This window comes from Vreelandella zhaodongensis (assembly GCF_013415115.1).
Taxonomy (GTDB): Bacteria; Pseudomonadota; Gammaproteobacteria; order Pseudomonadales; family Halomonadaceae; genus Vreelandella; species Vreelandella zhaodongensis.
The window spans coordinates 162,773-175,933 of record NZ_JACCDD010000005.1 but is presented as its reverse complement, the minus strand read 5'-3'; the positions used below and the strand labels follow the sequence as shown (position 1 = coordinate 175,933).

The 13,161-nt window shown below is 55.1% G+C and carries 13 protein-coding genes; 10 read left to right on the top strand and 3 right to left on the bottom strand.

Annotated elements, in window-relative coordinates; translation table 11 throughout:
* Nucleotides 1–68 precede the first annotated feature (68 nt).
* Genes HZS79_RS10535 through HZS79_RS10505 form a run of 7 tightly spaced genes read left to right on the top strand, consistent with a single transcriptional unit; the run spans nt 69 to nt 7,860 of the window.
* Nucleotides 69–2,516, top strand: a complete 2,448-nt coding sequence (locus HZS79_RS10535; RefSeq protein WP_179927839.1) for an LPS-assembly protein LptD — start codon at nt 69–71, stop codon at nt 2,514–2,516.
* 40 nt (nt 2,517–2,556) lie between these two features.
* A complete protein-coding gene (locus tag HZS79_RS10530; protein ID WP_179927838.1) occupies nt 2,557–3,594 on the top strand; it encodes a peptidylprolyl isomerase in 1,038 nt (345 codons plus the stop codon).
* 5 nt (nt 3,595–3,599) lie between these two features.
* Nucleotides 3,600–4,649, top strand: coding sequence for a 4-hydroxythreonine-4-phosphate dehydrogenase PdxA (gene pdxA / locus HZS79_RS10525; RefSeq protein ID WP_179927837.1), 1,050 nt, complete (start codon nt 3,600–3,602; stop codon nt 4,647–4,649).
* Nucleotides 4,650–4,675: 26 nt separating this feature from the next.
* Nucleotides 4,676–5,506: a 16S rRNA (adenine(1518)-N(6)/adenine(1519)-N(6))-dimethyltransferase RsmA gene (rsmA, locus tag HZS79_RS10520; RefSeq protein ID WP_162217790.1), complete on the top strand. Its 831-nt coding sequence runs from the start codon at nt 4,676–4,678 to the stop codon at nt 5,504–5,506.
* A complete protein-coding gene (gene apaG, locus HZS79_RS10515; RefSeq protein ID WP_162217791.1) occupies nt 5,503–5,880 on the top strand; it encodes a Co2+/Mg2+ efflux facilitator ApaG/CorD in 378 nt (125 codons plus the stop codon). Before rsmA ends, apaG begins: the two co-directional genes overlap by 4 nt.
* 24 nt (nt 5,881–5,904) lie before the next feature.
* Nucleotides 5,905–6,720 (top strand): symmetrical bis(5'-nucleosyl)-tetraphosphatase, encoded by an 816-nt coding sequence (locus HZS79_RS10510; protein ID WP_179927836.1) that lies wholly within the window; start codon nt 5,905–5,907, stop codon nt 6,718–6,720.
* Between the two features lie 15 nt (nt 6,721–6,735).
* Nucleotides 6,736–7,860 (top strand): tRNA nucleotidyltransferase/poly(A) polymerase-related protein, encoded by a 1,125-nt coding sequence (locus tag HZS79_RS10505; protein ID WP_179927835.1) that lies wholly within the window; start codon nt 6,736–6,738, stop codon nt 7,858–7,860.
* A 16-nt stretch (nt 7,861–7,876) separates the two neighbouring features.
* Here the strand turns inward: HZS79_RS10505 and folK are convergent, their stop codons facing one another.
* Together folK and folB are read right to left on the bottom strand one after the other, a co-directional pair.
* A complete protein-coding gene (gene folK, locus HZS79_RS10500) occupies nt 7,877–8,422 on the bottom strand; it encodes a 2-amino-4-hydroxy-6-hydroxymethyldihydropteridine diphosphokinase (RefSeq protein ID WP_162217794.1) in 546 nt (181 codons plus the stop codon).
* A complete protein-coding gene (gene folB, locus HZS79_RS10495) occupies nt 8,419–8,802 on the bottom strand; it encodes a dihydroneopterin aldolase (RefSeq protein ID WP_179927834.1) in 384 nt (127 codons plus the stop codon). The genes folK and folB overlap by 4 nt, the downstream gene beginning before the upstream one ends.
* A gap of 91 nt (nt 8,803–8,893) precedes the next feature.
* On the opposite strand from folB, the gene plsY reads away from it, so the two are divergent.
* On the top strand, nt 8,894–9,463 hold the full coding sequence (plsY, locus tag HZS79_RS10490) for a glycerol-3-phosphate 1-O-acyltransferase PlsY (protein WP_162217796.1): 570 nt from the start codon (nt 8,894–8,896) through the stop codon (nt 9,461–9,463).
* A gap of 8 nt (nt 9,464–9,471) precedes the next feature.
* Here the strand turns inward: plsY and tsaD are convergent, their stop codons facing one another.
* Nucleotides 9,472–10,521, bottom strand: coding sequence for a tRNA (adenosine(37)-N6)-threonylcarbamoyltransferase complex transferase subunit TsaD (gene tsaD / locus HZS79_RS10485; protein ID WP_179927896.1), 1,050 nt, complete (start codon nt 10,519–10,521; stop codon nt 9,472–9,474).
* Between the two features lie 235 nt (nt 10,522–10,756).
* Between tsaD and rpsU the strand changes: the two genes are divergently transcribed.
* On the top strand, nt 10,757–10,972 hold the full coding sequence (gene rpsU / locus HZS79_RS10480) for a 30S ribosomal protein S21 (RefSeq protein ID WP_007113641.1): 216 nt from the start codon (nt 10,757–10,759) through the stop codon (nt 10,970–10,972).
* Nucleotides 10,973–11,159: 187 nt separating this feature from the next.
* Nucleotides 11,160–13,028, top strand: a complete 1,869-nt coding sequence (gene dnaG, locus HZS79_RS10475; RefSeq protein WP_179927833.1) for a DNA primase — start codon at nt 11,160–11,162, stop codon at nt 13,026–13,028.
* Nucleotides 13,029–13,161 lie beyond the last annotated feature (133 nt).

Genomic DNA, 13,161 nt, shown 5'->3' with positions numbered 1-13,161 from the left:
AAGCTCCTTGCTGGTCGGGCATCATGCAGGCTGTATAATACCGATTCTGGATGCCAAGGATAACGAACATGGGCAAGCGAATCTCGCGCACCTCACCGGTTGCGCAAACGTTGCTGGGCAGTTTGCTCGCCGGCGCTTCGTTTTCAGCGGTAGCACAAGTACAGCCCCTTCCTGCTGAAGCGTTGGATTGGCAGCCCTGGGGCCAGGACGACGCGTCGCTACAGCTATGCAGGGGGCGGTATGTGATGCCCGAATACCGCTTGCCAGCGGAAGATAACCCCGAAACGTTGTCGGTGGAAACCTGGGAAGTGGATTACGCCGCAGATGGTGAGGCGCTGCTGCGTGGCGATGTAGTGCTAAGGCGTGGCAATACTGAGCTTCAGGCAGATCAAGTATTTATCCCAGCAGGCCGTCAGCAGGTTGATGCAGAGGGTGATTTGGCGCTGCGTGATGGCCAGGCACTGGTGCGGGGCGACAGCGCTACGTTAATGCTCAATGAAGATCGTGCCTCGCTGCGCAATAGCCATTATGTGCTCTACGAGCAGCATCTGCGTGGACAGGCCAGCCAGCTGGAGCAAACTGGTGAGGCACAGTATCGCCTTCGAAACGCAACATTTACTACTTGTGATCCGGGGGTGAATAGTTGGCAACTGGTTGGCAGTGACATCAAACTGGATCAGGCTGAGGGGTTTGGCACTGCACGCCACGCTCGCTTAGAAGTGAAAGATGTCCCTATTTTTTATTGGCCTTGGCTTCGTTTCCCTATTGATGACCGCCGCCATACTGGCCTGCTGTCTCCATCGATTAGCTTTTCAACCGATGGGTTTGATTACGCTCAGCCATTCTACTGGAATATTGCACCTAACCATGATGCCACGATTACGCCACGTTGGATGTCGGATCGCGGGCTGCTGCTCAATGGCGAGTACCGTTATTTGTTGGAAGAGAGCCAAGGCACTATTGAAGGGGCCTACCTTGATCATGACAGTGGCAGCAATAGCGGGGACAACCGGTTTGAAGGCGAAGAGCGTTGGTATATTGATGCCCAGCATGAGGGGTCGATAACCCCACGGAGTGACTACCAGCTGCGCTACGGTGCTGCCAGTGATGGCCGCTATTTTGACGATTTTGGTGGCGAGTTTGGTAATAATGAGCGCGTTAGTATGGAGCGTCTTGCCCAGGTGGGCTATCGCGGCGAACGCTGGCAGTTAGATGCTCGAGCGCAGGGGTTTCAAAGGCTAGAGGATCCGTTGAGCGATTCCGATAAGCCGTTTTATCGATTGCCTAGCCTGACCGCCAATTCCGACTGGCAGCTCGCTAATGGTCTTTATACACAGTGGCGCTCTAACGCGACCTATTTTTGGCGTGATGTCGATGAGCGCCGAGTGCCGGAGCGTGACGCTGCCACGGGCTCGCGTTTGCACCTCACGCCGGCGGTAGGCTGGCGTTATGAGCAGCCCTGGGGCTTCATAGAGCCGCGCACTGAACTGTGGCATACCGCTTATGAACTTGATTACGGTGACCGTGTCACTGATCGCCGCACGTCACCCAGCCGTAGTGCTGCCATCACGTCGATTGATAGTGGACTGGTCTTTGAGCGCGAGCTCGATTTACGTGGACGAGACTACCGGCAAACGTTAGAGCCGCGGCTAAACTACGCCTATGTACCGCGTACCAATCAGACCCAATTGCCTGACTTTGACAGCCGTGAACGCGCGTTTTCCTGGGATCAACTATGGTCGCCTTATCGCTTTTCGGGTGCCGATCGCCTAGGCGACCTCAATCGCGTATCGTTGGGTCTTCAGTCGCGCTTGATTGAAGATGCCGCTGGGCAAGATCGGCTGACAGTTGGTATCGGGCAAAGCGTTTATTTCTCGGAGCGGCGCATTGATAGTGACGGTGATCCAGATACGTTGCCTGCCTATTCGGAAGATGACCCAAATGTTAATCCGTTAAGCCGCTATCAAGCGACGCGTGACCGTTCACCACTGGTCTCACGCGTTGACTGGAAAATTAATGATCGATGGAGTGCCAGCTATGAATGGCTCTATGACGATCAGCGCGAACAGACGGAACGATCCAGCGTAGATGCACGTTATCGCCATCCTAAAGGTCATGTAGTGAACCTTGGCTACCGTTGGGAGATCGAAGGTTTCGATCCTGGCGTGGTGCCGGGGGATGATGGGTATCGTAACTACAGTCGCGAAGAGTGGGATCTCTCATTTGCCTGGAAAGCCAGCACGAGGATTGATTTGATTGGCCGCTATCTGCACGATCAAACCAACGATCGCGCACTTGAACAGCTAGCGGGCGTACAGTGGAATGATTGCTGCTATGGCGTTCAGCTGGTATGGCGTGAATGGGTAGATGATAACGATACTGCCCGCGTAGAGGATGACTTCAACGACCGAGGGTTGTTTCTACGCTTTGTGTTCCGTGGCCTGGGTGGCGTTGGTCAGCAGGCTGACAATTACTTTGAACAAGCCATTCCTGGCTATCGCCCTACGCCCCTGTAGCAATTTTGTTAAATGGCGACTGACTGAAAGAGACTTTTATATGACGACCAGAAAGACCCTGCTAACTCGTGCCTTAAAAACGCGGGCAAAACTGCTTTCTGCAGGTGGCATGTTGGCAATCTGCCTTGGGACTGGTGCTGCACTGGTACCGCTAGCGGTTCATGCTCAGAACTTTGAGTCCACTCAGCGCCAGATGTTGGATCGCGTTGTTGCCGTGGTCAACGACGGTGTCATTATGCAGAGCGAGCTAAGTGACCGTCTTGCCCATGTGGAACAGCAGGCCCAGGCGCAAGGTGGAAACCTGCCGCCACGTGACCAGTTAATCCAGCAGGTGCTGGAGCGTATGGTGGTGGACGAAATTCAATTGCAGATGGCTCGCCAAGCCAATCTCAGTGTCGATGATACTGAGCTGAATCGACAGCTGCGTACCATTGCTGAGTCTAATGGTATGACGTTAGATGAATTTGCTGACGTCGTAGAAGCCGACGGCATGACGCTGGCTAGCGTGCGTGAAGAAGTGCGCCGTGAAATGCTCATGCGCCAAGTGCAGCAACGCCAAATTAGCCAGCGTGTGTCGGTAAACGAGCGCGATGTTGAGAGGTTCCTCAGCCAACAACCCTCCCAACAAGGGCAAGCCTTCTCAGAAGAGACGCGTGCGCGTCATGTGTTGGTAGAACTTACTCCCAATCGCGATGAAAATCAGGCACGCACCCGTGCTGAACAGGCGCGTCAGCGACTACAGCAGGGCGAAGATTTTGCCTCAGTAGCTCGTGAATTCAGCGATGATCGTGGCAGCGCAATGAACGGTGGTGAACTAGGCTGGGTTCGCCCAGGGCAAACGGTGCCTGCTTTTGAAGAGGCTATGAGTTCTCTCAGTACGGGTCAGCTCTCGGAGCCCGTTCGCTCTCAGTTCGGCTACCACGTGATTGAGGTGCTTGAACGTCGCCGTCAAGATGTTACCGAAGAGAGCCAGCGCGAACAGGTGCGTCAAGCGATCTTCCAGCGCCGTGCTGACGAAGAACTGCAGGTCTGGCAGCGTGAAATTCGCGAGCAAGCCTTTGTGGATATTCGGCTTTAATGAGCATGAGTCATCGCGCGCCGCTCTTAATCACTACCGGTGAGCCTGCAGGTATCGGGCCAGAGCTAACGCTGATGCTGGCCGCGAAGGGACTGCTGGGCAACGTAGTGGCGGTTGGCGACCCAGATATGCTTCGTGAGCGGGCGGAGCTACTTGGCCTGGCGGTAGAGGTGGTTAATGCTGTGCCGGGGAGTAGAGAGGTCTGTGCGCCAGGGCGATTGGTCGTCTGGCCTGCCGCGCTGCGCGAGCCAGCGCTGCCCGGCGTTCTCAACCCGGTAAATGCAGGTTATGTGTTAGAGACGCTGCAAATCGCTGTGGATGCCTGCCAGCAAGGACACGCCGCCGCGATGGTAACCGCCCCGCTGCATAAAGGGGTGATTATTCAAGGTGGCTACCCTGACTTTACCGGTCATACTGAGTGGCTGCGTGACGCCTGTGGGGTCGATGAGGTCGTCATGTTGTTAGCCACTGACAATGCGCTTCACACCCAGTCCAGTCGCTGGGAGGGCAGTGGTGATCTGCGGGTCGCACTGGTTACTACCCACCTGCCGCTGCGTGACGTAGCTGATGCGATTACCTACGATAGAGTCGTACAGGTTGGCCGCCTTCTTGCGGCAGACCTGCAGCACCAGTTTGGCCTTGCTGCCCCACGCATTGCGGTGTGTGGCTTAAACCCCCATGCCGGGGAGGATGGCCACCTTGGGCGTGAGGAGCTGGATATTATTATTCCCGCGCTCAATGCGCTGCGCGCAGAAGGTTTTGATATTCAAGGCCCGCTTCCCGCTGATACGCTTTTCACGCCGCGCCACTTGGTGGACGTTGATGCGGTGTTGGCGATGTATCATGACCAAGGGCTGGCAGTGCTAAAATATGCTGGCTTTGGTCAGGCGGCGAATATTACGCTTGGCCTGCCACTGGTACGTACCTCGGTCGATCATGGCACCGCGCTCAGTTTAGCTGGTCGCGGTATTGCCGACCCCAATAGCCTAGGCGTTGCCTTAGCGCTAGCAAAGCGACTTGCAGCGCAGCGTAGCAATGCCATGTCGGCTTCATGAATTAACCCTCCAAGGAACACTGTTAGATGTCTCAAGTGCCTCAGCAGCACCGCGCTCGTAAACGCTTCGGTCAAAACTTTCTGCGTGACCTTGGCATTATCTCGCGCATTGTTCGTGCCATTGGGCCCCGTGAAGGTGACCGGCTTGTCGAAATTGGCCCAGGTCAAGGCGCGCTGACTGCTCCGCTGTTAGAGGCGACAGGAAAGCTTGAAGTCATTGAGTTAGACCGTGACCTGATCCCTGGTTTGAGGGTGCAGTTTTTTAACTACCCCGACTTTATTATCCATGAAGGCGACGCGCTGAAGTTTGACTTCGCCGCGCTGAAGGGTGACGGCCCGGCGCTGCGGGTAGTCGGTAATCTGCCTTACAACATCTCAACGCCGCTGATTGTGCATCTGTTGACTATGGGCAATGCGATTGCCGATATGCATTTCATGCTGCAAAAAGAAGTTGTCGAACGCTTGGCTGCCGAGCCTGGTGGCACCGACTGGGGGCGCCTTTCAGTCATGGCTCAATATTACTGTCATGTTGATCAGTTGTTTATCGTGCCGCCGGAAGCCTTTGTGCCTCGGCCGAAAGTCGACTCCGCCATTGTCAGGCTGACGCCCCACGCAAGCTTGCCCCACACGGCAGATGATCCCGTGCTACTGTTTGAACTGGTCAAGCTGGCGTTTGGGCAACGGCGTAAAACACTGCGTAATAACCTAAAAGGCAGGGTGAACGCAGAAACGCTAGAAGCGCTGGGAATTGACCCTGCACGGCGCCCTCAAACGCTCACCGTCGCCGAGTATGTTGCCATTGCTAACCAGGTGGCCGCTGATGAATCGCTCAGTGGTAAGGGGAGCGATCAGACGTGAGTGGCTTACCCATAAGCATTAGCGTTACGCCCGACTACCACGCTGGGGAGTCTAGCGATAGCGAAGGGCGCTACGTCTTTAGCTACACCGTGACAGTGCACAACCAAAGCCCTCACAGTGTTCAATTAATGGCGCGCTACTGGAAAATCACCCAGGGAAACGGCGACAGCCAAGAGGTGCGTGGTAAAGGGGTCGTCGGCCAGCAGCCGTTGATTGGTCCAGGCCAGCGTTTTCGCTACACCAGTCGGGCTATTCTGCAAACGCCGGTGGGTGTGATGGAAGGCGCTTATACGCTACTGGATACATGTACCCAGCGTGCCTTTGATGTACCCATTGCTCCCTTTCGTTTGGCAGTGCCACGTCAGCTTCATTGACCATTCTCATACAAGGTGTAGCCCATGAGCACCTATGTCATTGGTGACCTGCACGGCTGTCATGCCGAGTTTGTCAGCTTACTGGAACAGCTTAGCTTTAACCCTGTTAGCGATACGCTCTGGTTGGTCGGCGACTTAATTAATCGTGGCCCAGGGTCGCTTGCCTGTTTGCAGGAAGTCCAGGCGTTGGGCAGCGCTGTGAGATGTGTGCTGGGTAACCATGATTTTCATCTGCTTGTGGTGGCCCGCGGTGGCGGTAAGTTGAAAAGGCACGACACGCTTGACGATATTCTTAGCGCACCGAGGCGTGAGGAGTTATTGGATTGGCTACAAAGCCAACCCCTGGCGGTCAAGCAAGGCAACACATTGATGACTCACGCTGGGGTATTGCCCTCCTGGAGCGCTGATCAGGCGGTGTCATTTAGCCAAGAAGTACAGGCGGCTCTGTTGAGTGAGCGCGCGGGTGATTTTTTAACGCAGCTGTTTGGCAACCAGCCAGATTGTTTTCATGACAGCTTAGAGGGGATGGATCGTCTGCGCTGTCTCGTCAATGTGTTTACCCGCATGCGTTTTATCGATGCCGATAGCCGGCTGGATTTTGCCGCCAAAGAAGGGTTGGAAAGCGCGCCGGAAGGGTTTTATCCCTGGTTTCAATACCCAAGAAAAGATGCTCTTCAGCTACTGTTTGGGCACTGGGCTGCGCTAGGAGGCCACACGCCAGAAGCACAGGTTAATGTTGAAGCTCTGGATACTGGCTGCGTGTGGGGCGGCTCATTAACCGCAATGAACCTGGCAACCGGTAAGCGTACCAGCGTGCCAAGCCGTCAGCCGAGACATTAAAAAAAGGGCGATGCAGTGTTTCAGGTAGATGCGAAAACGCAAGGGCTCGCTGTGTATCGTGTTGGCGGAGCCGTTCGCGACGAACTGCTGGGGTGGCCGGTGTATGACAACGACTGGGTAGTGGTGGGTGCCACACCAGCGATCATGCGGCAGCGGGGCTTTAAACCCGTAGGTCGCGATTTTCCGGTGTTTTTACATCCCGATACCGCAGAAGAGTATGCGCTGGCGCGCACCGAGCGAAAGTCTGGCCACGGCTACAGCGGTTTTGAAGTGCATGCAAGTCCGGATGTGACGTTAGAGGATGACCTCTCACGACGTGATTTAACTATCAATGCTATCGCGCAGCGCTTTGATGGGGTATTAACCGATCCTTTTAACGGCCAGCAAGATATTCAGCGGCGTGTGTTGCGTCATGTGTCGGCTGCGTTTAGTGAAGACCCTCTGCGGGTACTGCGCACGGCCCGTTTTCTTGCCCGTTATGCGCATCTGGGATTCACCATTGCCCCTGAAACCCTTGCATTAATGCGTCAGGTTAGTCGCAGCGGCGAGTTAAGCCACTTGGCGGCTGAACGTGTGTGGGTGGAGACTGAAAAAGCATTGGGCGAGCCAAACCCAGACAGTTACTTCACTGCACTGGCTGCTTGCGATGCGCTAGTGGTCTGGTGGCCTGAGTTGGCTGAAAAATCGGTACTAAACAGCGCGCTTAAAGCGATGGCTGCGGCGCCGGCCAATAGTGAGTTGCCGCTTGCCCACTGGCGCTATGGCCTGTTGGTGTCGGTGCTGGACGATGATCAGCGTGATGCGTTAGCCGCTCGGCTAAAATTACCCAATGCAGTGGCGCAGCTGGCGCGCCATACGGCACTAAGTAAGGGGTTGCTGGGTGAGCCGCTAAGCGCTGAACGCGTTCTGCACTGGTTGGAGCGTTTAGATGGCTGGCGTAAGCCCGCTCAGGTTGAAAATCAGCTCCAGCTTATTAGGGGGCTGTCAGCAGACAATGTTGCGCCCTTGGTCAGTGCGTGGAAAGCGGCACAAGAGGTGAGTCCTCAGGCGCTGCTAGCGAAGGGGTATCGTGGTGCAGCACTTGGCGGCGCACTGCGCGAGCATCGGCAAATGGCAGTTGCTGGTGCACTATTACGTTAAGTGTACTGACGGGCGGTTAACGAGCGCTGGCCGACCTTTTTTCACTGTCTGCAAGGGATACCCAGCGGTTCCTCCAATAAAAATCTATCGCCCATAGGCGCTGTTCGCCAAGCTCGAAACGTTGCCATAGTGTGGCATACGGCGTATTGCAGATAGGGTGTCGCTCATTTGGCAATAGCTCTGCTAATGGTTGTAGAACAAACGCATTTTGGGTGATTTCCGCCCGAGGGAGACTAACGTTATCAAGAGTGCCGCAGGCGTTGCCCACTGTGAGCAGGTCGATATCGAGCGCGCGCGGACTGCACTTGAGCATCGTTGGGGTGCGGCCATGGGCAATTTCTAACTGCTTGGACCACGCTTGTAGCGCGCCCACTGTCCAGCTACTTTGAAAGGCAACCACAAGGTTGTAAAAATTACGGTTATCTTTAAAGCCCACGGGTTCGCTTTCAAAGATACGCGATATCTGTAGGTGCCCAAAGGTGTCTTCAAGCGCATCCAGGCACAGGCGAATATGGGTGTCGGGATCAATATTGCTGCCTAAGCTAAGAGTAACCAAGTTCATAAGTGCCGATCCTTGGAGGCCTCCTCCGGTAGCGTGCCGCGAATAATCTCTAGACCTACGCTGGCAGCCTTAGGCACCGCGCCAGGTTTACGCACAATGAGGCGTAGCCAGCAGATGGGAAACTCGCACTGTAGGCACTCTGCCAAGCGTTCAGCAAACGTTTCTACCAGCGCAAACTGGTGTTCATCAGCAAAGCGCTGGATTCGCTGGCAAATGGCGGCATAATCGAGCGTTAAGCGTAAATCGTCGGTAGCGGCAGCCGGCCGAATATCCGTCGCGAGTGATAAGTCCAAGCGCAGTGACTGGACTATTGTGCGCTCCCAGTCGTACACACCAATTACGGTGTCTACTGCCAGCGCTTCGATCAAAATGCGATCCACAGGCTTTCCCTCAGCGTCAACAAGCGGGCGATTGTACTTGAGGATGGCGTGAAACGACAGCAGAGCAGAGGCAAGGCATGGTGAACAGACCATGATATGGGTCGTAGTGGGCTACTTATGCGGAAGTTGGCTGGCGGCACTAAGTGTTTGTCAGCTGGCGGGTGTGCCCGACCCGCGTTTTTGCGGTTCGTGTAACCCAGGATTTTCTAATGTGCTGCGACTCTATGGGCCGCGCTTGGCGGCAGCCACGTTGCTGCTGGATACACTCAAAGCTATACCTGCGGTGCTAGCAGCTAAGCTACTTACGCTACCTATTTGGCTGCAAGGTATTGTAGGGCTGGCAGTGCTATTAGGACACAGTTACCCGCTCTGGCATGGATTTCGTGGCGGCAAGGCGGTGGCCAGCGCATTTGGTGTCTTATTGGTATTGGTGCCCAGTGTAGCGCTGCTAAGCGCTGTGTGCTGGTCGCTATTGGCATGGCGACTACGAACCGCGGCCGTGGCATCGTTAATCAGCGCACTGATAGCACCACTGGCTTGTCTCTGGCTAGCCCCCGCGTATGTGGGAGTAGTTAGCGGTTTCAGCGTGCTGGTCCTGACCCGCCACGGGTTGAATATTCGCCGCTTACGTCGGGGGGAAGAGCCAAATTTGCATGATTAGGTGGACGCCTAAGCCGCATTAGGGGGCGTTAATGTATCGAGTGGCCAGCGGGGCGTGGCTTTCATTACGCCGCGTTCATCCTGTTCGCCGGCAGCCAGCCGTTGAGCGCCGACATATGCCATCATTGCGCCATTGTCTGTGCAAAAACGACCCCGCGGGTAATAAGCGCGGGCGTTGCGTTTCTCGGTTTCAATGGCGAGGCGTTCGCGCAAACGTAGGTTGGCGCTGACACCCCCGGCGACCACTAGGCGCTTTAACCCGGTTTGATCCAGTGCGCGGCGGCACTTGATTACCAGAGTATCCACCACGGCCTCTTCAAAGGCTCTGGCGACGTCGGCCCGAGCCTGGGGGTCTAGTTCGCAGGCGATTTCTAACTGTCGAATAGCGGTAAGTGTATGGGTTTTTAATCCGGAAAAGCTGAAATCCAGGCCGGGGCGGTCGGTCATTGGTCGTGGAAAACGAAATCGTTTTGGGTCGCCCTGTTCGGCAAACTTGGCGACCTGAGGGCCTCCAGGGTAAGCAAGCCCAAGCATTTTGGCAGCTTTGTCGAAGGCTTCACCGGCGGCATCGTCAACCGACTCCCCCAATAGTTGGTAGCGGCCAAGCCCCTGCACTTCTACCAATTGCGTATGTCCGCCGGAAACCAGTAATGCGACGAAGGGAAAGTCAGGTGCATCATCTTCTAACATCGGCGCCAGCAAGTGGCCCTCCATGTGGTGTACGCCAAGTACCGGAATATTGAGCGCATGCGCCATGCCGTGGGCCGTGCTAGCACCGACCATGAGTGCGCCTACCAAGCCGGGGCCTGCGGTGTAGGCAATGCCGTCTAGATCGCGCCGTGTCATCTTGGCGTCGCGCAACACTTGTTCAATAAGCGGCAACAGCTTGCGTGTATGGTCTCGGGAGGCAAGTTCGGGCACCACGCCACCATATTCAGCGTGCATAGCAATCTGGCTATACAGCGCGTCGGCGAGCAGGCCGCAGCCGCCAGTAAGCGACGTATCGTAAATCGCAACGCCCGTTTCGTCGCAAGATGTTTCAATGCCCAGTACACGCATCACAGAAAACTCTAGGTAAGTTAAAAATTTTGGGTACGTTAAAAAGCTGCAGGATAAAAAGCAGTGCTGCCAATCAATGCGCTAGTTTAGCATTGTCATGTATGAGTAGCGTAAGCATTTGCAAAGATCGCCAACCACGACTAGACTACTTTGCGCTGTAAACTGGGTCGTACGCTATGTTCATTAGCGTACGTACTATCCGAACTCAAGACTCCTTAAGGTAGGTGAGTGCTTAATGCCTTCTGTAAAAGTACGTGATAACGAGCCGTTTGACGTCGCCTTGCGTCGCTTCAAGCGTTCTTGCGAAAAAGCCGGTGTTCTCTCTGAAGTACGCCGCCGCGAGCACTATGAGAAGCCGACTGCTGAGCGTAAACGCAAAGCGGCAGCTGCCGTAAAACGCCACGCCAAGAAGATTCAGCGTGAGCAAAAGCGTTTCGAACGGCTCTATTGATCCGTACCTGGGGATAGCCAGCGTAGTTAGCGGGTTATCTCAAGAGGGATGCCAAACGGCCGCCACTAGGTGGCCGTTTGTTTTTCGTTTCATGCACCATGTTATGCGTTGTTTAAGGTGATCAGACGCGCTGTCTGATGACGTTAAGCGCGCCCGCAAGCGCACTGCGCGAGGATGCCCGCAGTTCATGGCAGGCCAGATTCCACAGCGTTTTATAGACGACTTGCTTGGCCGCGTTGACGTGGTTGAAGTGGTAGGCGAGCGTGTGCAGCTTAAAAAGGCTGGGCGTAATTACGCGGGTCTTTGCCCCTTTCACCAAGAGAAAACGCCGTCGTTTACCGTCAGCGCCGACAAGCAGTTTTATCACTGCTTTGGGTGCGGCGCACACGGTAATGCGCTACGCTTTCTGATGGAATACGACAAACTGCCTTTTCCTGACGCGGTTGAGCAGTTAGCTAGTCGTTTAGGGCTGGAGGTTCCTAGAGAGGGAGCCGATGATCCGCGTGCTCAACAGCGCGAGAAGAAGCGCAAAGAGGGCGTCAATCTTCTGGAGCTTGCGGCTAGCTTCTACCGAGAACGGCTAAAGATGCAGGAGGGCCAGGGCGCCCAGCGTTACCTGCAGGAGCGTGGGCTATCATCGGACGTCGTCAGTGCCTATGGTATTGGTTATGCACCTGGTGGGTGGGAAGCGCTAAAGCAGCACCTCAGCGAACGAGGCATCGGTGAGCCTGTCCAGATAGAGTATGGTTTGCTGATTCACCGTGAAGATACTGGGCGAACCTACGACCGTTTTCGTGACCGAGTGATGTTTCCCATTCGTGACCTGCGAGGGCGTACTATCGCCTTTGGTGGTCGGGTAATGGGCGATGAACAGCCTAAATATCTTAATTCACCGGAAACCCCTGTCTTTCATAAGGGGCGTGAGCTATATGGCTTATATGAGGCGCGTCAGGCCTCAAGCAAGCTTGAGCAGCTGGTTATCGTCGAAGGCTACATGGATGTCGTGGCACTGGCCCAGTTCGGTATTAATAACGCCGTAGCAACGCTGGGCACGGCGACTACCGACGATCACCTGAGCCGACTGTTTCGTTTGGTTAGTCGCGTTGTGTTTTGCTTCGATGGTGACCGCGCAGGCCGTCAAGCCGCTAGTCGTGCGTTAGAAACAGCGCTGCCGCTGATGATCGATGGTCGTGAGGCGCGGTTTTTATTTCTGCCTGAAGGCGATGATCCGGATACGTTGGTACGTCGTGAAGGAAGCGAAGCGTTTCAAGATCGCGTTACCTGTGCAATGCCGCTATCTGAATTTCTCTTTGAGCAGGCGGCCCTGGGGCGTGACCTGAATACCGTAGAAGGGCGTGAGCGGTTTGCAAGTCAGGTGCTGGAGGCATTGAACAAAGTGCCTGATGGCATGCTCAAATCGTTATTGATGGAAGCGTTAGCCAAGCGCAGTGGGTTGGCTCAGGCACAGTTGCAGGTGCTGCTTGATAAGCGAATCAAAAATGCTGCACAGAAAGATGCTGCAAACTGGGAGCTAGTTGCTGAGCCGCAGCAGGAAGTACGGCAGGATCAGGCTCGCCGTTCAGAAACTACGCGGAAAAAGAGCCCCGCGAACCGGACTCACGTGCGCACCCAGGTACTTTCTACCGTCGCGCGTATCGTGCAGCTGTTATTGCACGAGCCCCGCTTGGTGACATCACTGCCTGACAGCTTGGACTGGTTGCCGGAGGGTGAAGAAACGCCGCTATGCCGTAACTTGATTGAGTTACTGCGTGCTGGGCGTTATCGCAGCCCACAAGTGGTGTTGGCACACTTTCAGGGTAGCCATGAAGGGCAAGTGCTAGCTGAGCTGGCTACTCGGGAGTTACTGATTCCCAAAGGGGCTCGGGAAGCTGAGCTTGCGGGGCTGGTTGAGCATCTTTTAGAGGTTCAACGAAAACGTTCGCCCCAGGAAGAGTATCAAGCGTTGCTGGATTTAGAGCGCTCTGGCCAAAAGCTTGATAAAGCACAAAGGCAGCGTCTGGCTAGCTTGGTAATGGAGCTGGTTCAGCGTAACTGAAGTGGTGGGGTTGAATTTTCTTAACCTGGACACCAAATAAAGAGGTCAGTTGCCAAACATTGGCCTAACCGAACAACCTAACACACCTGGATGACCGCGCAAATACGTTTCGCTGGAAAAAAACCTGCTGATT